The following is an 18,981-nucleotide window of genomic DNA, read 5'->3' on the forward strand; positions in this document are numbered from 1 at the left end:
GGTATGAGGGAGCTTTCGACAAAGGTGAGACGGTTTTCCAGAACGGACTACATGGTGGCCGAACTGGCATGATGTAGTGAACAAAACGGACCTTCGTACTGACCCGCCCGTGAGGGCTCCAGTTCTGAATGTGGAAAGTTAGCCTTATACGAACCATCAACGTTCTGCCCAACGTGAGCCGTCAAGATCCAGATTTGACCACATGATTTCTGGCTTTCCGATTTTCTTGGACGTTCCGAATACATAATTCGCGAACATCGGTATAATCGCCCCACTCTGATTATGGACGATTTCCTGGCGCTTGGCCTCATCAAGTTCGGCCCGGGCCGTAACCAGTAGTTTCTCGAACCGCTCATGGCACCAGAACGTATCGTTCCAAGATGCGCCGCAGGTATAGGCACTGGCGAACATCTTATCCATCACCGGCCGCCCATCCCAATAAGCCGCTGAGAAGGGCTTGTGCACCCAGACGCTTGACCAGTAGCCATCATTGGGTTCGCGCACAGCCTTTAGGTTGATGCCGGTAGCTTTTGCCGAATTCTGGAGGAGAGTACCGGCATCAACGGCACCATTGAATGCTGCGTCAGCTACCGAGAGGTCAACCGAAAGACCATCCATGCCAGCTTGCTTTAGGTGCCACTTTGCCTTGTCGGGGTCGTAGGTCCGTTGTTCAAGATCACTGTTGTAATATTTCTGGTTCTTGCCGACAGGTATATCATTGCCGACTGAGCCAAACCCAAAGAGTATTTTCTCAACCATTTCCTCGCGGTTTATGGCATGTATTAATGCCATCCGGACGTGGTTGTTTTCAAACGGCGACTTGTTTGTCGACACTGAGAAGGCGAAGTGCTGCGTGCCTGCAATTTCGTTGATGTCGATATTCTGGTTTCGCGCCAACAAATTGACAGTTTTCAGATCGAGCCGGTCAGCAATATCAATATCGCCCGATATCAGGGCAGACGTTCGGGCATTTTGACCCGCGAGCGCAAGCATCTCAATGCTGTCAAACCAGGCAACGTCGTTGCGCCCGTGATTTGAGTTGCGCTCAAGCATAGCCGATACGCCAAAATTGACATCCCTTAGAATGTAGCTGCCGCACCCATCCGCAGATCTCCAATCGACTGAATCGTCCTTGGCCGGAAGTATTGTCAGATGGTAGTCGGTCAGCGTGAACGGGAAATCGGCGTTGCCGCCCGACAATTCGAAAGCGACCGTGGATGTGTCTTCGATCTTGATGTCCTTGAGGTTCGGCAAGACCAATGCGGTCGTCCGCTTCCCAACGCGCATGATACTGGGGTTGGTCCTGGCATCGCTGGCCTTCGCTATGTTGAATATCTGGCAGTTCCGTTCAGAAAATGCGCGCGAGATGGCCCGTCTTCAAGCTACTCTTGTACGACCAGCACAGTTTGACGGGACAGAAATCCAAGACAAGGCGCTGGTCGAAACCAGTTTTGATCAGCAGTCGGAAAGCCTTAATGCGCTGAGCACGGATGAGGCTGAAAAACTGCTTCAGGACGATGCCGGCGACACCCCTACACTGTTCTTTGATATCCGGGAAACCGCAGAACACGCTATGGGTACACTACCCGGCGCACGACACGTCCGGTATCCAGATTTCTTGCAATCCGATATCCCATTGGATGGAAAACAGGTGGTGTTGTTCTGCCACAACGGAAACCGCAGCAGTGAAACCTGTGCGAAGCTTGCGGCCCGCGGGATAGATTGCCGTTTCATTGCGGGCGGCATTGAAAAGTGGATCGTCGAAGGACGCAAGTTTAGTGACCACAGTGTCGGCTCCTTGTCCGACCTGCGGGCGATTCCCGAATATGACAACAAAAGCACGCTACTGGGCACCTCTGACTTCGAGCATCTTCTTTCGGGCGAGGATCTGCAGATTGTCGATACGCGGTATCCGGGCGATTTTGCGACCGGGCATTTGCCGGGCGCGATCAATATTCCTGTCCGGGCTTTGCCGACTGATGAGATGAAGCGGCGGATCGAGCTGTTGAAGGACAAGCCGACCATTGCCGCCTGCTACGACAGGCGCAGCTGCTTTATGGCGCAGGTTCTGGGCTTCGAGTTGAGTCAGGCCGGTCTCGATTTTCGGGGACGATATACGACCCCTTGGGACTATTTTGTTCGGCCAGAGCCTAAGCCCCATGTTCAGCAGTGGATGGCCGAGCAGAATGTAACCCTTTGGCAGAAAGCGGTCTCCAGGCTGGCGGAAGCATTGCTCTGGATAGGCGACCGGACGTATTTTGTGGTTGGTCTAATCGCGCTTTCGCTATTGTCGCGCATCCTTGTTCTTCCGATCGCATTGAAATCAGAGCGCGATCAGATGGTGACTGCCAAGTATGCGGTCGAGATGAAAGCGTTGAAGGAGCGTCTGAGATCCGACCCCACGCGCAAGGCCCGTGCCGTTCAAGCGTTCTATACGGATAAGGGCCTGACCCCGATGCGAAACCTGATCGCGTTGCTGTTCTTGCCCGTCATGATGCTGGGCCTGGGCGCCGTAGAGAAGGCGAGCGTATCGACGTCAGCGTCCTTCTTGTGGGTTTCGCAATTGGGCATGCCTGACCACACATATATCCTTCCGGGTATTTTTGCCCTACTGGCGGGTATTTACCTGCACTGGGCTGTGGCAAAGTCGACCAAGCAGGCAACGCTATGTTGGATCATCGGTGCGCCCGCGATGTTTGCGCTTGTTTTTCAGCTGAGCGCCGCCGGTAACATTTATCTCTGCACCAGCCTGATCTTGCTGCTTGTTCAGCGGGCCTTTGTAGTGGGCCTTGTCCAGCGTTCTGGATCTGCTGTTCAGCACGCCTGGCAGCGGTGGAAGGTACGTAATATTTTCCATGGCATTGTCCCGCTTGACTATACCGGGGCGCTGATTGGCAGTGGCAATAAATCTTATCGTCTGTCCGTTCTCAAGAAAGCAGGGGTGCCGGTTCCGGGTGGTGTAGTCATCAGATCAGACGCCATCGAGGCATACACGCAGATGGCGACCAAAGACAAAGAGGCGTTTTCCGGAATGATCTGGCGGATGGTGGGTCAAAAGCCCTGCGCGGTCCGCAGCTCTGCCTCGAACGAGGATGGCGCGGATCAGAGCTTTGCGGGTGTGTTCGACAGCGTTCTTGAAGTCGAACAAGCCGGCATGCGCGAGGCATTGGACGAGGTCGTCGCGTCCTTCTCCTCGGCAAGGGCTGCCACCTACAACCATGATGAGGGCACAAGCGCCGAGGGCAATATTCTTGTCCAGCAAATGGTCCGCTCGGAATTTGCAGGCGTGCTGTTCACCGAGGATCCTACGGCACCGGGTATGATGATGGTCGAGTTGGTCGAGGGGTGCGGTGATGACCTTGTGTCCGGTAGGGTCACGCCACAAAGTCTGCGTTTTGGGCGGTATACTCTATTGCCCGCGCATGACGAGGACGGGCCCATCGATATCAAACCGCTTCTTGAGCTTGGGAAAAAGATCGAGGAGGTTTTCGGGTGTCCTCAGGACATCGAGTGGGCCTATGCCGACGGCGCTTTTCAGATTGTTCAGAGCCGCGACATTACCACCCTTGCCGCAGGCGGTGCCGTCGAGCGGGCGCGCCTGGATGAATGGAGGCGCATTCTAAGCCATTACGGCGATGCCGCGCCCGACCAGGTGATCCTTGCCCAGGACGAAATGTCCGAAGTCCTTCCGCGCCCCACGCCGCTGTCCTTTTCGCTGATGGCGACACTGTGGTCACCGGGGGGAAGTGTCGACCTTGCATGTCGCCAACTGGGTGTTCGCTACGACCTGCCCGAAGGGCGTCCGGGGCATTTGGTCAATCTGTTTGGCCGCACTTACGTGGACTGCGCGTTGAAATCGCAGATGACACTGCGACTGAGCAACACGAAAGCCAGGCAATTGCGCAAGCAGGCCGTGCCGATGATATCGGATTTTCGCGACCACGTGATGCCGGGGCTTGAAGAGGATATGATCATCTGGCGGGCAACGGATTTCACCGCTCTGCCAGAAAGGCAGATCATCACCAGCATCAGGCAGCTGCACGATAAACTGCGGCATGACATTTACGTCGAGGCTGAAAAGATCAATATTCTCGCGGGCTTCCTGATGACGGAAGCAGAGACCTATTGCCAGAAGGACGAGGCCGCGCGACAGCGTCTTTTGCATCCCGTCCTGAGCCACGCGCCGGTGAACCTGATAGAGTCCTGCGCGTCATTGACCGAAGACCATCAGCGAAATGCACTGATGGCGATGATGGGGCACCGGGCGATCTTTGACTACGAATTGAGCACGCCGCGCTACAGCGAAGCGCCAGATCTGCTGTGGCAATTATTGAAGGGCGCGAGCGCGACGCCAGCCAATCTGGACAGCGCAACGGGACTTTCCGGACAATATGATCCTGTTGACCTGGCGATCGCGTTTCAGGATCTGAAGGAGCAGGCGAAACACGAGGCCCTCAAGATCGTGGCAGAGATCAGACGCGCCATTCTGGCCCTCGGTGTCAAAACCGAATTGGGTGATCTGATCTTTCAGCTGGATATTCAGGACCTCTTCGAGATTCAGCATCTGGACCTGGAGCGCGTAAAGGTCGAGGCCGACATACGCAGATCGACGACCGAGAGCTTGATTAAATCAGCGCCACGTCAGGTGCTTCTGACACTGAGGGATTGCGAGCTGTTTTCACTTGATCACCGTGCTGGCGCCCGGTCTGAGGGCGGGGAACTGGGTGGGGTCGTTGTGTCAGGAGGCAAGGGCGCAAGCGGTCGGGTCTTCCTTGTCGATGATGAATCTGTAGTGGATTCCAGCGCCTTTGCAGGCTTTCAGGATGGGGACATCATCGTATGCCGCATGGTCAGCCCGGCGTGGTTGCCTTTCGTCATGCGCTCTGGTGCCGTGTTATGCGAAGTCGGGGGCTGGCTAAGCCACATGGCGATCGTCGCACGCGAAAAGGATATCTTGATGCTCGTTGGGTGCAGCGGACTGAACCGCTTGGTCAACGGCACACCGGTTGAAGTCACTGCTGACGGGGCGATCAGTGTTATTGAAACGGCAGATACTGAACGACTTAGATCAGCCTGACGGTGGACGTTATTGATGGGTCACGACAGGAGAACTCCTAATGGTATCCATGGTCTTGCGTTAGTATTCTGATCTCGGTCAGGCCGGTCAGAGAGGGTGTTGCTCATGCACGAAAGGGGCGCATTACCCGATATTTCCGGGACTGTGTCCGGTGCTTTCACCTGATCCGGCAACAAAGCATCATATTTTTCCGAAAATTTAGAATAATCTTCGAAAAGATATGCGCTGCGTGTCGAAATCAAATGGAAAATTCATGCCTGCATGGTGTTTTTGTGGGCGCCAAGCGATCGCGCGTTGGCAGGAGAGTGAGCTATGAAAATCGTTGTTCTTGGAGGCGGCGTCATCGGCGTCACATCCGCTTGGTATCTGGCCAAGGATGGTCACGAGGTGACGGTGATTGATCGCAACGCCGCGGTCGGTGAGGATACGACCTTTGCCAATGCCGGGCAGATTTCGCCGGGCTACTCGGCGCCTTGGGCGGCGCCGGGCATTCCGTTGAAGGCGATGAAATGGCTGTTCCAGCGCCATGCGCCGCTGATCGTGCAGCCGCAGATGGACTGGCGCAAACTCAGCTGGATGGCGCGCATGCTGCGCAACTGCACCGAGGCGCGCTACGAGGTGAACAAGGGGCGCATGGTGCGGCTGGCCGAATACAGCCGCGACTGCCTGACCGAGATCCGCGACGAGACGGGGATTGATTTTGACAGCCGTCAGAAGGGCACGTTGCAGCTGTTTCGCACGCAAAAGCAGGTGGATGGCGCGGCCAAGGATATCAAGGTTCTGGAAAAGGGCGGTGTGCGCTACGAGGTTCTGGACGCTGACGGCTGCATCGAGGCCGAGCCGGGACTGGCCGGTGCGCGTGACCTGATTGCAGGCGGCCTGCGCCTGCCGGGGGACGAGACGGGCGATTGCCATATGTTCACAAGCAAACTGGCCCGGATGATGGTCGAGGATCTGGGCGTCACATTCCGCCCGGGCATCGAAATCCGCGCGCTGATCCAAGGCCCCGGTGGCATTGAGGCGGTCGAGACGTCCGAGGGTCGCGTGACCGCGGATGTGTTCGTTGTGGCGATGGGCAACCACTCGCCGGATCTGGTGCGCCCTCTGGGCCTCAAACTGCCGATTTACCCCGTTAAGGGGTACTCTATCACCGCGCCCATCATCGCGCCTGACCGTGCGCCGCAATCGACCGTCATGGACGAGAGCTACAAGATCGCGATCACTCGCCTGGGCGACCGTATCCGCGTGGGCGGCATGGCCGAACTGGCCGGCATGGACCGGAGCCTGAGCGCGAAGCGGCAGGAGACGCTGACGATGTCGGTTGAATCGCTGTTCAAAGGCGCCGCTGACCAGAGCCGCGCCGTGCTGTGGACCGGTCTGCGCCCGATGACGCCGGACGGCACGCCGATCATCGGACAATCGGGCGCGCCGAACCTATACCTGAATACCGGTCACGGTACGCTGGGCTGGACCATGGCCGCCGGATCGGCGCGGGTGCTGAGCGATCTGGTCGCAGGCCGCGCATCCGATATCGAAACGGCGGATCTGAACTATGACCGCTATGTTGCCGGCACCGCGCCCCGCGCCGCCTGAGGCGGCGGTATAGCCTGTTGCGAGGGGGCGGGGGCCGGGATCAACTGGTGGCAATCGGCTACGAATTTGGCATAACGTTGCATTAGCAAAGTTGCAGGCGCTGTTCGGCCTGTGCCGAAGGAGCCGCGTGCATGCCCCATACCGTCCTGACCGATCCGCAGAACCGGCCGCGCCGATGATCGAGTATCCGCAGCAGTTGGTGTTGCTCGTCAACGCGGCGCTATTGTTGGTGTTGACCGGCTTCCTGCTGCTGATCGGCAAGCCTGTTTTGCTGCCCATTCTGGCGGCTGTGATCGCCGTCTACGTTCTGATCAACGCGTCCGAGGCGCTGCGCGTCGTGCCGCTGATCGGGCGGTTGTCCCCTGCGTTGCGGCGGCTGTTGGTACTGATGGCCTTCACATTGGTGGTCATGACCCTGCTGGGCGTCGTGGTGGACACGATCAGCCGCATCCTGCGCGAGGCGCCGACCTATCAATCCAACATCGAAAGGCTGGTCGCGCAGGGTGCCGACATGCTGGGCGTTGATGAGCGGCCCGACTGGAAGACGATCCGCGATGCCACGTTCGGGCGCCTGTCCTTGCAAAGCCTGATCAACACCGCGCTTTACAGTTTCACCGGTGTCGGGGCGTCGGTGTTTCTGGTCATCGTCTATTCCGCGTTCCTGCTGTCCGAGCGGGCCGGCTTTGCGGTCAAGCTGTCGGCGGCGATGCGTGACGCCGAAGGCGCCGCGCGGACCGAGGCGATGATCCGCGATATCAACCACCGGATCGGCGACTATCTGGCGATCAAGACATTGATCAACGTCATCCTGGGTGCGGTGTCCTATGCCATTTTGTGGGCGCTGGATGTGGATTTTGCGATCTTCTGGGCGCTGGTGATCGCGCTGTTGAACTACATCCCCTATTTCGGATCGCTGATCGGCGTCGCGTTTCCAGTGTGCCTGTCGATCGTGCAGTTCGGAGATCTGTGGTGGACATTATTGCTGGCAGCCCTGCTGACCGTGGCGCAGATGATCGTCGGCAATATCGTCGAGCCGCGCCTGATCGGGCGGCGCGTCAATCTAAGCCCGTTTGTCGTGCTGCTTTCGCTGGCGGTCTGGAGCGCGCTTTGGGGGCTGGCCGGCGCGCTGCTGGCGGTGCCGCTGACATCGATCCTGTCGATCGTCTTTTCATCGTTCGAACCTACGCGTCCCATCGCCATCCTCATGGCGGACCGGATCGAATACAAGCGGCCCTAGCCACGCGACTCTAAGGGTCGCAACGCGCAGAATTCCGTGACCTCGGAGTATGTCGTCAGTTCTTTTCCAGAAGATCCTTCAGAACCACATTGTCGAGCATCGTATCGGCCAGCAGGCGTTTGAGCTTGGCATTCTCGTCCTCCAGCAGTCTTCAGACTGGCGGCTTTCGAAACCTCCATGCCGCCATACTTCGATTTCAGCTTGTAGAGTGTCGACGGGCTCAGGCCACGCCAGCGGCAAACCTCCGCTGTCGGCATCCCGGCTTCCTGTTCCTTGATCATCCCGATGATTTGCGCCCAGGCGGTCCCACCATGCTAGGGCTGTCGTGCATGCCGCCTTTGCGGTGCGCGAACGGGGGGCGTCCCGGTTATTCCTTTTTTTGCAGACAGAAGCCACAAAATGAGCTACAAGCGTAGGTTGTTATAAAACACAATATTGAACCTGACAGTCGATGCGCAGCCAACTTCGGTCCCTGCCAAGCGGCTGGTAGGCGTCCAAAAAAACATGGGACAGCTTAAATGACCGACCCGGTATTCTTTCAGTTTTCAACAATAACAGTTATTATTCTCCTGGTTCTTTTCTATGGCGGCACGTTCTACATGTCGACTTATGTCAATGAAAAGGACGAGAGCGTCGATGGCTTCATGGTTTCCAGTGGCGCGGTGGGCTTCGGCATTTCTGCGGCCAGCATGACGGCCACATGGATATGGGCGGCGTCTTTTTATGGCGCGGCGATCTCGGGTTATACCTACGGTCTGTCGGGACCGATGCATTACGGGTTCTGGGGCGCGCTGATGATCCTCTTTATCTACCCGTTCGGTTTGCGCTTCAGACAGCTTGCCCCCAACGCCCATACGCTGGCCGAGGTCATGCATGCCCGGCACGGGTCGGGCAGCCAGCTTATTCTGGCGGTCTCCAACCTGCTGGGCAGTGTGATCAGCCTGATGGTGAATTTTACCGCCGCGGGCGCGCTGGTGTCCGTGCTGTCGCCCCTGTCATTCCAGATGGGCGTGCTGATTGCCGGTATCGGTGTTCTGTCCTATACGCTGTGGTCCGGGTTTCGCGCCTCGATCCTGACGGATTTTGCACAGGTGGTTGCGATGATGTCGATTGCGGTGGTGATTATCCCATGGGTCTATTTCAGCTCGGGCGGCAGCGAAGTGCTGAACGCCGGTTTTGAGCGCATCACGGCAGAACAGTCGAACTTCTACTCGACCACCGCAATTCTGGAGCAGGGCGCGCCCTTCTTCGTCGCCGTGCTGGCCTATGCGATTGGCAACCAGACGATTGCACAGCGCCTCTTTGCGGTGCGTCAGGACCTGATCAAATCCACCTTCATCACCGCCACGCTTGGCTACGGGTCGATTGTGATCGGCCTTGGGATGCTGGGCCTGATGGCGCTGCTTCTGGGGGTGGCCCCGCATGAGGGTGATCTGAACAACATCATCCCGCAAATGGCGTCGGCCTATCTGCCGCCCTTCATGATCGCCCTGTTTTTCATTCTGGTGATCGGGTCGCTGTCATCCACCGCAGATTCCGACCTGTCGGCGCTGTCGGCGATCATGATGACGGATATCTACGGCCGGAACCTGGCCAAGGGCAATCCGAACCCGCGCAAGATGCTGCTGCTGGGGCGCCTGACAATGATCGTAGCCACAGTGGCCGGTCTGATCCTTGCCAGTTTCTCGCTCGACATTCTGGTGATGCTGGTTTTCGTGGGGGCGCTGTGGGGGGCTATCGTGTTTCCCGTCATCGCCAGCTGTTACTGGAACAGGGTGACCAACGCGGCGTTCATCTCGGCAGTGCTTGGCGGTCTGATCCTGTTCACCATCGTGCGGTTTGAAATCCTGCCTCTCACCGGCCTCATCGGCGGGTTCTTCGAATTGGTCGCGGCGATCGGCGGCGGCGTGGTTCTGGCGCTGATGGCCTTCGGGTTCTTCGGTCGCATCGTCGGGTTCATTGTCGGGATGACGGGGTTCGTGCTCTGCGCGTTCTACTTTACCGGGTTCCTGCGGGACTACACCGTTTTGCTGGGATCGCTGACCGCCTACGGCGCCAGCACCGTCATCTGTGTCGTCGTCAGCCTGATGGGCAAGGAAGAGTTCGATTTTGACCTGATCAATGAACGCGTCACAAGCTTTGATGATGACGCGGCCATGGCTGCGGTCCGCGCTGCCGACGAAAAGCTTTAAGGCATCTGATAAACAGAAAAGGAACGAGCAAATGCTGACATTCTACATCCTGATCTGGCCGACCATTTCGGCAGTCGTGCTGGCGGTCATCGTGATAGCCTTCTTGCGCGAACTGCGGCAGGCCAAGAAGGAAGGTCGCAAGCTGGTCTAGGGGGATACCGGTTTCGCGCAGGGCCGGGATCAGACGTTCAGAAGATTGCCCAGCGTATGGCGCGCCTGCGTCGCATCTGCCAGCGTATAGCCGTCGAGCGTGGCAAAGAACGCCTCCTGCGCCTGCGCCAAGGGTGCGCGCAGCCCGCAGGCCGGCAGGATGAGGCAGGATTTGTTGGGGCCAAAACATTCGACAACAGGCTGGCCGCGTTTCATTGCCCGCACGACAGCGCCCAGCGTGATCTCCTCGGCCGGGCGCGCCAGCGTCAGCCCGCCGTTGCGACCCCTTTCCGAACTTACGAACCCTTCGCGCGCGAGCTGCGTTGCGACCTTGGACAGGTGATTCTCTGACAGGCCGAAAATGCCTGCGATTTCGGATGTCGGCACCCGCGCGGGCGTCCTGACCGCCAAGGTTATCAGCACGCGTAACGCGTAATCGGTGAATTTGTCCAACTGCATGTTATGATATTTAGCATTTACAATGCGCAATAAGAAGAGCTATATATTCGGCACTGGAAATACCTATTAAGGTGCGTCATGAAAATTGCCGATGCGATTCTATGGCCGGGGACCAAGGTCTGCGAGCGTATGGGGGTCGACCCCGAGGCCGATGGCGGTCTGTTGCGCTGGATGGTCAACACGCTGTTTTATCTGGTGGTCTGCCTTATCTTTGTCTGGGTCGTCGTGGTATGACGCTGCCGCCCCGCATTCCCGTGACAGAGGAGCAGATTGACCGGGTGGTGACGCAGTTTTACGACCGCGTCCGGGGCCATCCGGCGCTGGGCCCTGTCTTTGCCTCGCATGTCACCGACTGGCCCGCGCATGAGGAAAAGATCGGGCGCTTCTGGCGCAATGCCCTGCTGTTTCAGCGCAGCTATGACGGCAACCCGATGCAGATCCACAAAGCAGCGGGAAATGTGCACGCCGCTCATTTTCCGGTTTGGCTGTCGCTGTTCGAAACCGTATTAGCGCAGGAATTACCCGGACCGCTGGCGCATGCATGGTCTGCGCTGGCGCACAGGATCGGACGTGGATTGGTCTATGGTCTGCCGCCGGAAGGCGGCACTGGCGTGCCCGATCTGGGCGGACCACAGCCGGGGCCGCAACATGGCCCTCGGGACGGCATGCCTGCCTTGCGCGACTAGGGCAGAACACCGCCTTGTGGCGGGATAAATTTCCAAAGGATTCTTGCGATGACGACCAGAACAGCCGACCAGATGCGCGGGTGGCAGGGGCCTGCCCTGCTGTCTTTTGGGTTTCGCCCGTTTTTTCTGGGTGGGGCCGCGTGGGCGGCCATCGCCATGGCGGTGTGGATCCTGACGCTTGCAGGCGTGCTGAGCATTGATCTGGGATTTGATCCGATTTCATGGCATGCGCATGAATTCCTGTTCGGCACGCTTGGCGCGATCATCGGTGGGTTTTTACTGACTGCGGTGCCGAACTGGACCGGGCGGCTGCCTGTGACGGGCTGGCGTCTGGGGGCGCTGGCGCTGCTCTGGCTGGCGGGCCGGGCTGCGACGACGCTGCCGGTTGGCTTGCCATGGGGGGTGGTGGCTGCGGTTGACCTCAGCTTTCCCATTGCGCTTGGCGTCATGATTCTGCGCGAGATTATGGCCGGGCGGAACTGGCGCAATCTTCCGGTGCTGATCCTGCTGGCGGTCTTCGCGCTGGCGAATGGCCTCTTTCATCTGGACGCAGCCCAAGGCCGGTTTGCCGCGCAGGGCATTGGCCTGAGGTTGGGGCTGGCGGCGGCCATCATGATGATCGCGCTGATCGGCGGGCGTGTCGTGCCCAGTTTCACGCGCAACTGGCTGGCCGCGCAGGGCGATCCTGCGCGCCCAGCCGCGCCCATGCAGCGTTTTGACAAGGCCGCTTTGGTGTTCACGCTGCTGGCGCTGGGCCTGTGGGTGATCCGCCCGGCGGGCGGGGCGGCGGGCATTGCGATGCTGGGAATCGGCGCGCTGCATGCCGCGCGCCTTATCCGCTGGCGTGGCTGGCGCACCGGGGCCGAGCCGCTGGTTGTCGTGCTGCATGCCGGATACGCGTTCTTGCCCTTGGGCGCGCTGGCGCTGGGGGTTGCGGCGCTGTGGCCTGACGCGCTGGCGCTGGCCGCGGCGCAGCATCTCTGGATGGCCGGTGCGATCGGGATGATGACGCTGGCGGTGATGACGCGCGCCACGCTGGGCCATACCGGGCGGGCGCTGCATGCGGGGCCGGGGACGGTCGCGCTGTATGTTCTGCTGGCGCTGTCGGTTCTGGCGCGGCTGGTGGCGGATCTGTGGCCCGGCCTGCCACTGCTGGAGTTGGCGGCGATTTTCTGGATCGGCGCGTTTGGCGGGTTTGCCGTGCTCTACGGCCCGATACTGCTGACGGCCAAACCGGGCAAGGCATGATGGGCTGGATCGGTTTTGGTGCGGCCTTTGCTGCGTTCTTTCTTAGCCATCGCATACCGCTGCGGCCGCCGGTGCGGGCGCGTCTGGTCGCCGCGCTGGGCCAGCGCGGCTTTACCCTTGGCTATTCCGTGCTGTCGATGGCGGTGTTGGCCTGGCTGATCGCGGCTGCTGCCACCGCGCCCTATGTTGCCCTCTGGCCGCGCGCCGCATGGCAGAACTGGGTGCCGCTGGTGGCGATGGGCGCCGCCTGTGTGCTGGTGTGCCTTGCGGCGGGGCGGCCCAATCCACTGTCCTTTGGCGGGGCGAACAATGATGGGTTTGATCCGGACCATCCCGGTATCCTGCGCTGGACGCGGCATCCGCTGTTGGTGGCAGCGGCGCTGTGGGCGGGGGCGCACCTGGTGCCAAATGGCGATCTGGCGCATGTGATCCTGTTCGGAGTCTTCGCGTTTTTCGCCCTTGCGGGGATGCGCATCGTTGACCGGCGCACGCGGCGCGAGATGGGGCCCGAGCGGTGGCAGGCGCTGTGCCAGCGTATCGCCAGCACGTCGATGCTGCCGCGCCCGGCCTCATGGACCGGCGCGGCGTTGCGTTGGGGGATGGCGATACTGCTCTATGCGGCGCTGCTCTGGCTGCATCCCGTCGTGCTGGGCGTGTCGCCCCTGCCGTGAGCTACGAGGTCGGCGCGCTGTCCGACACCAGCCGCATGCCCAGATGGGCGGGCGGGGCACCCACGGCGCAACCGCCGCGCGCCGGGTCACGCTCCAGATAGGACATCGCCGCGACATGCACGCCCGCCACGTAAAAGGCCGGGCAGCGGTCCGGCCGGGACGGAGCGCTGGTTCCGGCATAGCAATCGTCGGTCCATTCCCAGACCGATCCGTCCAGATCGGCAATCCCGTCGGCAGTGGTCGAGAAGCTCCCCGAGGGCCGCAGGGCGCGCGGCAGATCGGCCTCGATCAAGTAGGCCGACGCCCAACTGAGCGCGGGATCGGTAAAGATCGGATCGGGTTCATCGGGAATGACGGTTTCGGCCATCGCCTGCCATTCAGAGACACGCGGCAGGCGAAAATCGAGGCCAGTGGCCCCGTTCAGCCAGGTAACATATTGCTGCGTGTCAGGATAGCTGAGGCCGGTGGCCGGCGTATTGGCCGGATCCTGATCAGGGCGCGCGACCAGCCACAATGCGCAGCCGCCCGCGTCATGGCAGGCGTTGAATTCGGCAATCGTGACCTCGTGGCGCTGTACCCAGATTGACGCGCCTTCGCCGATGGGGCCGACCATGTCGGGTATCAGGTGGGGGTTGGATGCCGCGTGCGGATGCGGGGAGGGGCCGCGTGTCACCCACGCGGCCCCCCCAACAAGGGCCAAGACCGCCACGGCCAAGGCTGCTGTCGATATGGCAATCTTTGCAAAGCGCTGGCGTTTCATGGCGGTGTGGCCCTTCTGTTATGTGCCGGGTGTCAGGTCTGGATCATCTGTGGCGCGACCACCTGCTCCATCAGGGCGTTGTCCCATTCGCCGTCCACCACGAAGTGGGCGGTTGCGCCAAGGATCGCAGCCTCGATCAGGTTGTGGTTGACGTAGGCATAGACGCCCGGCTGCTCGAAGGTGTACATCGCCGCCACCGCGCTGCCGCCGCGGACGAACCATGTCTCCATCCCGGTCAATGGCGGATCGCTGAACGAGCTTTCCCAGACAAAGTTGCCGTGCCCGCCGATCAGGTGGGGTCGGCTGTCGCGGTTGGCCTGGTTGTGGACCATCAGCACGGTATCGCCCACTTTCGACCGCAGGGCCTTGGCGCCGGTCAGCGCGCCTACGGACCCGTTGAACACCACATGTGTCGGCGTCAGGCTGCGCATGGCCTCCAGCGAGTCGGCGTAGTCATCGCCGGCATTGGCGTAGGTCTTGTAGGTGCCGTCCTGGTTGCGGGGCAGGTAGTAGTCCTGCTCGCCCAGATAGGCGATATCGTCGTAGGTCAGCGCATTTCCGTCGCGGTCCTTCAGCCCGTCGCGGGGCAGCACCATGACGGCGCCGTTCATGCCGTGGCAGACGTGGTAGGGGATCATCGCGCCGCCGGGGGCGCAGTGGTAGGTGAAGCAGCCCGGTTTGGTCGCTTTCCAGCGCAGCACGCATTCCTCGCCCGGATAGATATGGGTCAGACCACCGCCGCCCAGTGCGCCGGTCGATGCGTGAAAGTCGATGTTATGCTCCAGCTGGTTGCGTCCAAGGCTTTTCAGCGTCAGTTCGACATAATCGCCCTCGTGGACGATGATCAGCGGTCCGGGGACCGACCCGTTATAGGTCATCGCCCAGATCGAGGCGCCGCTGTCCTCGTCGATCACCATCAGGCGCTCGCTGACGACCAGTTCGACCTCGACGATCTTGGGATCGCCTTGGGCGACCTGATCGTGCTTGGGGGCGAAAGGCGGGCGGACCATCTTTTGCTGGACGCGCTCATAGCCGGAAAGGTCGACCGGTTCGGCGGCGTCCATCTGTCTTTGCTGCACGCGGATCACTTCGCCGCCGGGCATTTCAATGCGCGGAGGGGCCATCGGGCGGCGCACGGTGGCCGCTGTGGCGATACCGCCTGTCAGCGCTGCGGCGCCGGCCAATGCAGTGCCGCGCAGAATATTGCGGCGGCCCGGTGATTGTGGTGTGTCCTGGTCAGAATTCTTCATGTCTCACTCCATACTCAATTGCTGCGGCGGGGGCGGGCCAGCCAGATCTGGCTGGTCCGCGTGCGCCGATTCTCAGAGATTGCTGAGTTGCTCTTCAAAGCGTTCCTTGGCATTTTTCGGCAGACGCCCTTCAAGGTATCCCTCGGGCATCTCGACGCCTTCGCCGACGGCGATCGTCATTACCATGCCCATCGCATAGTGGGGCAGGCATTTGACCGCGTAGAGCCCTTCGGTATCCAGAGTCACTTCGATCTCTTCGTTGATCTTGCCTTTGAAGCCTTCGGCGCCCTCGGGGATCATGCCGTCAATGCTTTCGGCATTGTGGCTCTTGTCCGTCGCGACGAATTTGACCGTGTCGCCGGGTGCGATCTGGACGAATGCGGGTTCGAACACCATCGTGCCGGCCTCGCCCTTGTTCAGCATCTGCACCTCGAATGTTTCGGCCCAGGCCGCGCCCGAAAGCATCATTGCGGCGGCTGCGAGTGTCGTGGTTGTCTTGTTCAACATTTTATTTCCTTTTGATTGCTGGTTGGCTTGCCCTGTACTTAGACCTGTGGGGGCGCGGCGACCTTGACCCAGCACAAACTTCGGCCCGGATTTTCACGTCGGGGTACTCGCGTGCAAATCACCCCTCGGATTCCTGATGAGAGACGGGTATCACCGGATCGGATCAGGAGATTGGATTGCCGTGCATAAACTTGATGAAAGCCTGCTGACCCATCTGGATCCTTTCACGGGGCTGGAGCGCTCGCAGATACGCGATATTCTGGACAAGGCGACGACGCATCGCTTTGATGCCGGCGACACCGTGTTTCACGAGGGCGCCGAGGCGGCCAGATTCTACCTGTTGCTTGATGGGTATATCCGCGTCGGACGCGTCACGCCCGAGGGCGAACATGTGACGGTGCTGCATATTCCGTCAGGGCAGTTGTTCGGGATCGCGCTTGCGCTGGGTCATACGCATTTTCCGGCCAGTGCGGTCGCGGCGTCGGACACGATCGTGCTGTCCTGGCCGCAGCGGCAATGGCCCGATTTCACCGCCAGCTATCCGGGGTTTTCGGCCGCCGCCTATCGTACAGTCGGCGCGCGGATGAAGCAGATGCACGACCAGGTCGTGCAGATGGCGACTCAGCAAGTCGAGCAGCGCGTGGCAAATGCCCTACTGCGCCTGATCAATCAGATGGGGCGCCGGACCGAAACCGGCATCGAGGTGGATTTTCCCATCACCCGGCAGGATCTGTCCGACATGACCGGCACCACCCTGCATACGGTCAGTCGCCTGATGAGCGCGTGGGAAAAGCGCGGCATCGTCGCAAGCAGGCGCAAGCACATTCTGGTGTGCCAGCCTCATCAGCTGGTTAATCTGGCCGAACCCGCGGCGAGGCATTGATCGCGCATTGCAGTTCGCGGCGGAAATCAGCCTCGTCCAGATGGTATTCGGCGCAGGCGTCCGCGATGGTATGAAATGGGCCAATCTGGCAGCCGATGCAATGCATGCCGTGGCGCAGAAAAACCGGCACGGTCTGGGGCCACGTCGACATTATCTCTGACAAGGTGCGGTCCAGACTGTCTTGCTGCTGTGTACACATCATTCCTCCCCTCCTGTGATCCAAGCCAGAGTGCCACGGACATTCGCCCCAAACTTTGCCTTTGCGCAAACTCGTTCTGGTCGGCATTCCGTAGGTTGCCGCATAGTGCAACCAGAGGTAGGTTGCCGTTGACTGCAACCATAAGGGGAGGCCCGCGCATGGCCGAATTCCTGACAAAGTCGCGGGCACGCAACATTTTCTATGGCGGATCAATATTTTTCGTCATCGTCTTTCTTGCGATGGTCGTGCAAAGCCACCGATATGTCGTGACCAAATCAACCGCAGGGATGCCTCTGACCGAGGCTGTCGCCCACGGCAAGGCCGTGTGGGAGGAAAACAGTTGCATCAACTGTCATACGCTGCATGGCGAGGGCGCGTATTTCGCCCCCGAGCTGGGCAACGTCACGACGCGCTGGGGCGTCATCGACGATCCCGAAGGCGCCTATGAGATCCTGGACGCCTGGATCGAGGCACAGCCCAGCGGCATCGAAGGCCGCCGCCAGATGCCCCATTTCGAGATGACCGAAGAGGACAAGCGCGGACTGGCGGAATTCCTTCGCTGGGCCGACCAGACCGACACACAGGGCTGGCCGCCCAACGATGCCGGCTAACGCGCCCGCGACATCTGAAAGGTGCACGCGTTTTGCAGGAATTTCGGACAGAGAAATCTGGCAAAACGCTCCAAGGAGCAAACACATGAAGTATAAATCTCAACAGATCGCCTATGCCTATTTCATCTGCGCGATGGCATTGTTCGCCGTGCAGGTGCTGGGCGGGCTGACCATTGGGTGGATCTATGTCCAGCCCAATTTCCTGGCCGAGACATTCCCGTTTCACATCGTCCGCATGATTCATACCAACGCGCTGATCGTCTGGCTGCTGCTGGGTTTCTTCGGCGCCGCCTATTTCATGATCCCCGAGGAATCGGAGCGCGAGATATGGTCGACCAAGCTGGCCTATATCCAGCTTGCGCTGATGATGATCGGCACGTTGGGCGCGGTCGCGGGCTATCTTGTCGGTATCCATGAAGGGCGGGAATTCCTGGAGCAACCGCTCTGGGTGAAGTTCGGCATTCTCGTGGCGGCCGTCATATTCCTGATCAACATCTCGATGACGGTGCTGGCAGGGCGCAAGACGGCGATTACCGGCGTACTGCTGATGGGTCTGTGGCTGTTGTCGCTGCTGTGGATCTTTGCCTTTATCAACCCCGAAAACCTGAGCCTGGACAAGATGTACTGGTGGTTCGTCGTTCACCTGTGGGTCGAAGGCACGTGGGAATTGGTGATGGCCTCCATCCTCGCCTTCCTGCTGCTCAAGCTGACGGGCGTGGACCGCGAAGTGATCGAAAAATGGCTTTATGTCATCGTCGCCACCGCGCTGTTCACCGGGATCCTCGGTACGGGGCACCATTACTTCTGGATTGGTCTGCCGGGTTACTGGCAGTGGGTCGGCAGCATCTTTGGCGCGCTGGAGATCATTCCCTTCTTCATGATGATGTCCTTCGCCTTCATCATGGTCTGGAAAGGGCGCCGCAACCACCCCAACAAGGCCGCGCTTCTGTGGTCGCTGGGGTCTGCCACGGTTGCCTTCTTTGGCGCGGGTGTCTGGGGTGTGCTGCACAACATGCATGGCGTGAACTTCTACAGCCACGGCACGCAGATCACCGCAGCGCACGGGCATCTTGCCTTTTACGGTGCTTATGTGGCGATCAACCTGGCGATCATCAGCTATGCCATGCCGCTTCTGAAGGGGCGCGAGCCCTACAATCAGGTGCTGAACATGGCCTCTTTCTGGCTGATGACCGGGGGCATGGCGTTCATGACCTTTACGCTGACCTTCGCAGGCGTCATCCAGACGCATATGCAACGGGTACTGGGCAATTACTTTATGGAAGTCCAGGATGAGTTGGGGCTGTTCTTCATCATGCGCTTCATCTCGGGCACGGCGGTTGCTGCGGGTGCGCTGCTGTTCATCTACTCGATCTTTGTGGTCCGCCGCCGCGAAGTGGTGGCACCGGGTACGGGCAATGCGGCCCCGGCCAAATCCGACCCGCTGCCGGGAGAATGACA

General features: G+C 59.9%; 18 protein-coding genes and 1 pseudogene. 12 read left to right on the forward strand and 7 right to left on the reverse strand.

Annotated elements, in window-relative coordinates; translation table 11 throughout:
- Positions 1-156: 156 nt before the first annotated feature.
- A complete protein-coding gene (locus tag FGD77_RS09335; protein WP_255008841.1) occupies positions 157-1,254 on the reverse strand; it encodes an ABC transporter substrate-binding protein in 1,098 nt (365 codons plus the stop codon).
- Between the two features lie 43 nt (positions 1,255-1,297).
- Here FGD77_RS09335 and FGD77_RS09340 point away from each other — a divergent pair, with 43 nt between their 5' ends.
- The 3 genes from FGD77_RS09340 to FGD77_RS09350 all read left to right on the forward strand — a co-directional run bounded on the left by FGD77_RS09340 (position 1,298) and on the right by FGD77_RS09350 (position 7,907).
- Positions 1,298-5,077, forward strand: coding sequence for a PEP/pyruvate-binding domain-containing protein (locus FGD77_RS09340; RefSeq protein WP_255008843.1), 3,780 nt, complete (start codon positions 1,298-1,300; stop codon positions 5,075-5,077).
- A 312-nt stretch (positions 5,078-5,389) separates the two neighbouring features.
- The gene (locus FGD77_RS09345; protein WP_255008845.1) at positions 5,390-6,670 is read left to right on the forward strand and encodes a D-amino acid dehydrogenase; all 1,281 of its coding nucleotides are present in this window, start codon (positions 5,390-5,392) and stop codon (positions 6,668-6,670) included.
- A gap of 127 nt (positions 6,671-6,797) precedes the next feature.
- Positions 6,798-7,907 (forward strand): AI-2E family transporter, encoded by a 1,110-nt coding sequence (locus FGD77_RS09350; RefSeq protein ID WP_255008847.1) that lies wholly within the window; start codon positions 6,798-6,800, stop codon positions 7,905-7,907.
- Positions 7,908-7,968: 61 nt separating this feature from the next.
- On the opposite strand, the pseudogene FGD77_RS09355 reads toward FGD77_RS09350, so the two are convergent.
- Positions 7,969-8,188: pseudogene (locus FGD77_RS09355) on the reverse strand (transposase); the annotation flags it as partial.
- A gap of 237 nt (positions 8,189-8,425) precedes the next feature.
- Between FGD77_RS09355 and FGD77_RS09360 the strand changes: the two are divergent.
- Complete coding sequence (locus FGD77_RS09360; protein ID WP_255008849.1) at positions 8,426-10,099, forward strand: sodium:solute symporter family protein; 1,674 nt, start codon at positions 8,426-8,428, stop codon at positions 10,097-10,099.
- Positions 10,100-10,130: 31 nt separating this feature from the next.
- On the forward strand, positions 10,131-10,250 hold the full coding sequence (locus FGD77_RS09365; RefSeq protein WP_255008851.1) for a putative transporter small subunit: 120 nt from the start codon (positions 10,131-10,133) through the stop codon (positions 10,248-10,250).
- A gap of 29 nt (positions 10,251-10,279) precedes the next feature.
- Here the strand turns inward: FGD77_RS09365 and FGD77_RS09370 are convergent, their stop codons facing one another.
- The gene (locus FGD77_RS09370) at positions 10,280-10,708 is read right to left on the reverse strand and encodes an Rrf2 family transcriptional regulator (protein ID WP_255008853.1); all 429 of its coding nucleotides are present in this window, start codon (positions 10,706-10,708) and stop codon (positions 10,280-10,282) included.
- Positions 10,709-10,786: 78 nt separating this feature from the next.
- Between FGD77_RS09370 and FGD77_RS09375 the strand changes: the two genes are divergently transcribed.
- Genes FGD77_RS09375 through FGD77_RS09390 form a run of 4 tightly spaced genes read left to right on the forward strand, consistent with a single transcriptional unit; the run spans position 10,787 to position 13,313 of the window.
- Complete coding sequence (locus FGD77_RS09375; RefSeq protein ID WP_255008855.1) at positions 10,787-10,942, forward strand: hypothetical protein; 156 nt, start codon at positions 10,787-10,789, stop codon at positions 10,940-10,942.
- Positions 10,939-11,394 carry a group III truncated hemoglobin gene (locus FGD77_RS09380; RefSeq protein ID WP_255008857.1) on the forward strand — a complete coding sequence of 152 codons (456 nt, stop codon included), beginning with the start codon at positions 10,939-10,941 and terminating at the stop codon, positions 11,392-11,394. The genes FGD77_RS09375 and FGD77_RS09380 overlap by 4 nt, the downstream gene beginning before the upstream one ends.
- A 48-nt stretch (positions 11,395-11,442) precedes the next feature.
- On the forward strand, positions 11,443-12,642 hold the full coding sequence (locus FGD77_RS09385) for an NnrS family protein (protein ID WP_255008858.1): 1,200 nt from the start codon (positions 11,443-11,445) through the stop codon (positions 12,640-12,642).
- A complete protein-coding gene (locus FGD77_RS09390) occupies positions 12,639-13,313 on the forward strand; it encodes an NnrU family protein (protein ID WP_369682715.1) in 675 nt (224 codons plus the stop codon). The genes FGD77_RS09385 and FGD77_RS09390 overlap by 4 nt, the downstream gene beginning before the upstream one ends.
- A gap of 1 nt (position 13,314) precedes the next feature.
- Here FGD77_RS09390 and FGD77_RS09395 read toward each other — a convergent pair whose 3' ends face one another.
- The 3 genes from FGD77_RS09395 to FGD77_RS09405 form a co-directional block, all read right to left on the reverse strand.
- A complete protein-coding gene (locus FGD77_RS09395; RefSeq protein ID WP_255008859.1) occupies positions 13,315-14,073 on the reverse strand; it encodes an SUMF1/EgtB/PvdO family nonheme iron enzyme in 759 nt (252 codons plus the stop codon).
- A gap of 32 nt (positions 14,074-14,105) precedes the next feature.
- A complete protein-coding gene (gene nirK / locus FGD77_RS09400) occupies positions 14,106-15,323 on the reverse strand; it encodes a copper-containing nitrite reductase (RefSeq protein ID WP_255008860.1) in 1,218 nt (405 codons plus the stop codon).
- 72 nt (positions 15,324-15,395) lie between these two features.
- Entirely contained in the window at positions 15,396-15,830 is a 435-nt protein-coding gene (locus FGD77_RS09405) for a pseudoazurin (RefSeq protein ID WP_255008861.1), read from the reverse strand.
- 181 nt (positions 15,831-16,011) lie between these two features.
- On the opposite strand from FGD77_RS09405, the gene FGD77_RS09410 reads away from it, so the two are divergent.
- Positions 16,012-16,713: a Crp/Fnr family transcriptional regulator gene (locus tag FGD77_RS09410; protein WP_255008862.1), complete on the forward strand. Its 702-nt coding sequence runs from the start codon at positions 16,012-16,014 to the stop codon at positions 16,711-16,713.
- Here FGD77_RS09410 and FGD77_RS09415 read toward each other — a convergent pair.
- Positions 16,682-16,915, reverse strand: coding sequence for a DUF1858 domain-containing protein (locus FGD77_RS09415; RefSeq protein ID WP_369682716.1), 234 nt, complete (start codon positions 16,913-16,915; stop codon positions 16,682-16,684). The genes FGD77_RS09410 and FGD77_RS09415 overlap by 32 nt on opposite strands.
- Before the next feature lie 155 nt (positions 16,916-17,070).
- Here FGD77_RS09415 and FGD77_RS09420 point away from each other — a divergent pair, with 155 nt between their 5' ends.
- Both FGD77_RS09420 and FGD77_RS09425 read left to right on the forward strand, forming a co-directional pair.
- Complete coding sequence (locus FGD77_RS09420) at positions 17,071-17,523, forward strand: cytochrome c (RefSeq protein ID WP_255008863.1); 453 nt, start codon at positions 17,071-17,073, stop codon at positions 17,521-17,523.
- A gap of 85 nt (positions 17,524-17,608) precedes the next feature.
- Complete coding sequence (locus tag FGD77_RS09425) at positions 17,609-18,979, forward strand: cbb3-type cytochrome c oxidase subunit I (protein WP_255008867.1); 1,371 nt, start codon at positions 17,609-17,611, stop codon at positions 18,977-18,979.
- Positions 18,980-18,981 lie beyond the last annotated feature (2 nt).

The sequence above is a fragment of the Roseovarius sp. M141 genome (assembly GCF_024355225.1).
Classification (GTDB): domain Bacteria; phylum Pseudomonadota; class Alphaproteobacteria; order Rhodobacterales; family Rhodobacteraceae; genus Roseovarius.

What these genes read in the sequence shown, in the direction of transcription:
- FGD77_RS09345 (WP_255008845.1), top strand. Translation starts at nt 5,390, where the DNA reads ATGAAAATCGTTGTTCTTGGAGGCGGCGTCATCGGCGTCACATCCGCT.
- FGD77_RS09360 (WP_255008849.1), top strand. Translation starts at nt 8,426, where the DNA reads ATGACCGACCCGGTATTCTTTCAGTTTTCAACAATAACAGTTATTATT.
- FGD77_RS09365 (WP_255008851.1), top strand. Translation starts at nt 10,131, where the DNA reads ATGCTGACATTCTACATCCTGATCTGGCCGACCATTTCGGCAGTCGTG.
- FGD77_RS09370 (WP_255008853.1), bottom strand. Translation starts at nt 10,708, where the DNA reads ATGCAGTTGGACAAATTCACCGATTACGCGTTACGCGTGCTGATAACC.
- FGD77_RS09375 (WP_255008855.1), top strand. Translation starts at nt 10,787, where the DNA reads ATGAAAATTGCCGATGCGATTCTATGGCCGGGGACCAAGGTCTGCGAG.
- FGD77_RS09380 (WP_255008857.1), top strand. Translation starts at nt 10,939, where the DNA reads ATGACGCTGCCGCCCCGCATTCCCGTGACAGAGGAGCAGATTGACCGG.
- FGD77_RS09385 (WP_255008858.1), top strand. Translation starts at nt 11,443, where the DNA reads ATGACGACCAGAACAGCCGACCAGATGCGCGGGTGGCAGGGGCCTGCC.
- FGD77_RS09390 (WP_369682715.1), top strand. Translation starts at nt 12,639, where the DNA reads ATGATGGGCTGGATCGGTTTTGGTGCGGCCTTTGCTGCGTTCTTTCTT.
- FGD77_RS09395 (WP_255008859.1), bottom strand. Translation starts at nt 14,073, where the DNA reads ATGAAACGCCAGCGCTTTGCAAAGATTGCCATATCGACAGCAGCCTTG.
- nirK (WP_255008860.1), bottom strand. Translation starts at nt 15,323, where the DNA reads ATGAAGAATTCTGACCAGGACACACCACAATCACCGGGCCGCCGCAAT.
- FGD77_RS09405 (WP_255008861.1), bottom strand. Translation starts at nt 15,830, where the DNA reads ATGTTGAACAAGACAACCACGACACTCGCAGCCGCCGCAATGATGCTT.
- FGD77_RS09415 (WP_369682716.1), bottom strand. Translation starts at nt 16,915, where the DNA reads ATGATGTGTACACAGCAGCAAGACAGTCTGGACCGCACCTTGTCAGAG.
- FGD77_RS09420 (WP_255008863.1), top strand. Translation starts at nt 17,071, where the DNA reads ATGGCCGAATTCCTGACAAAGTCGCGGGCACGCAACATTTTCTATGGC.
- FGD77_RS09425 (WP_255008867.1), top strand. Translation starts at nt 17,609, where the DNA reads ATGAAGTATAAATCTCAACAGATCGCCTATGCCTATTTCATCTGCGCG.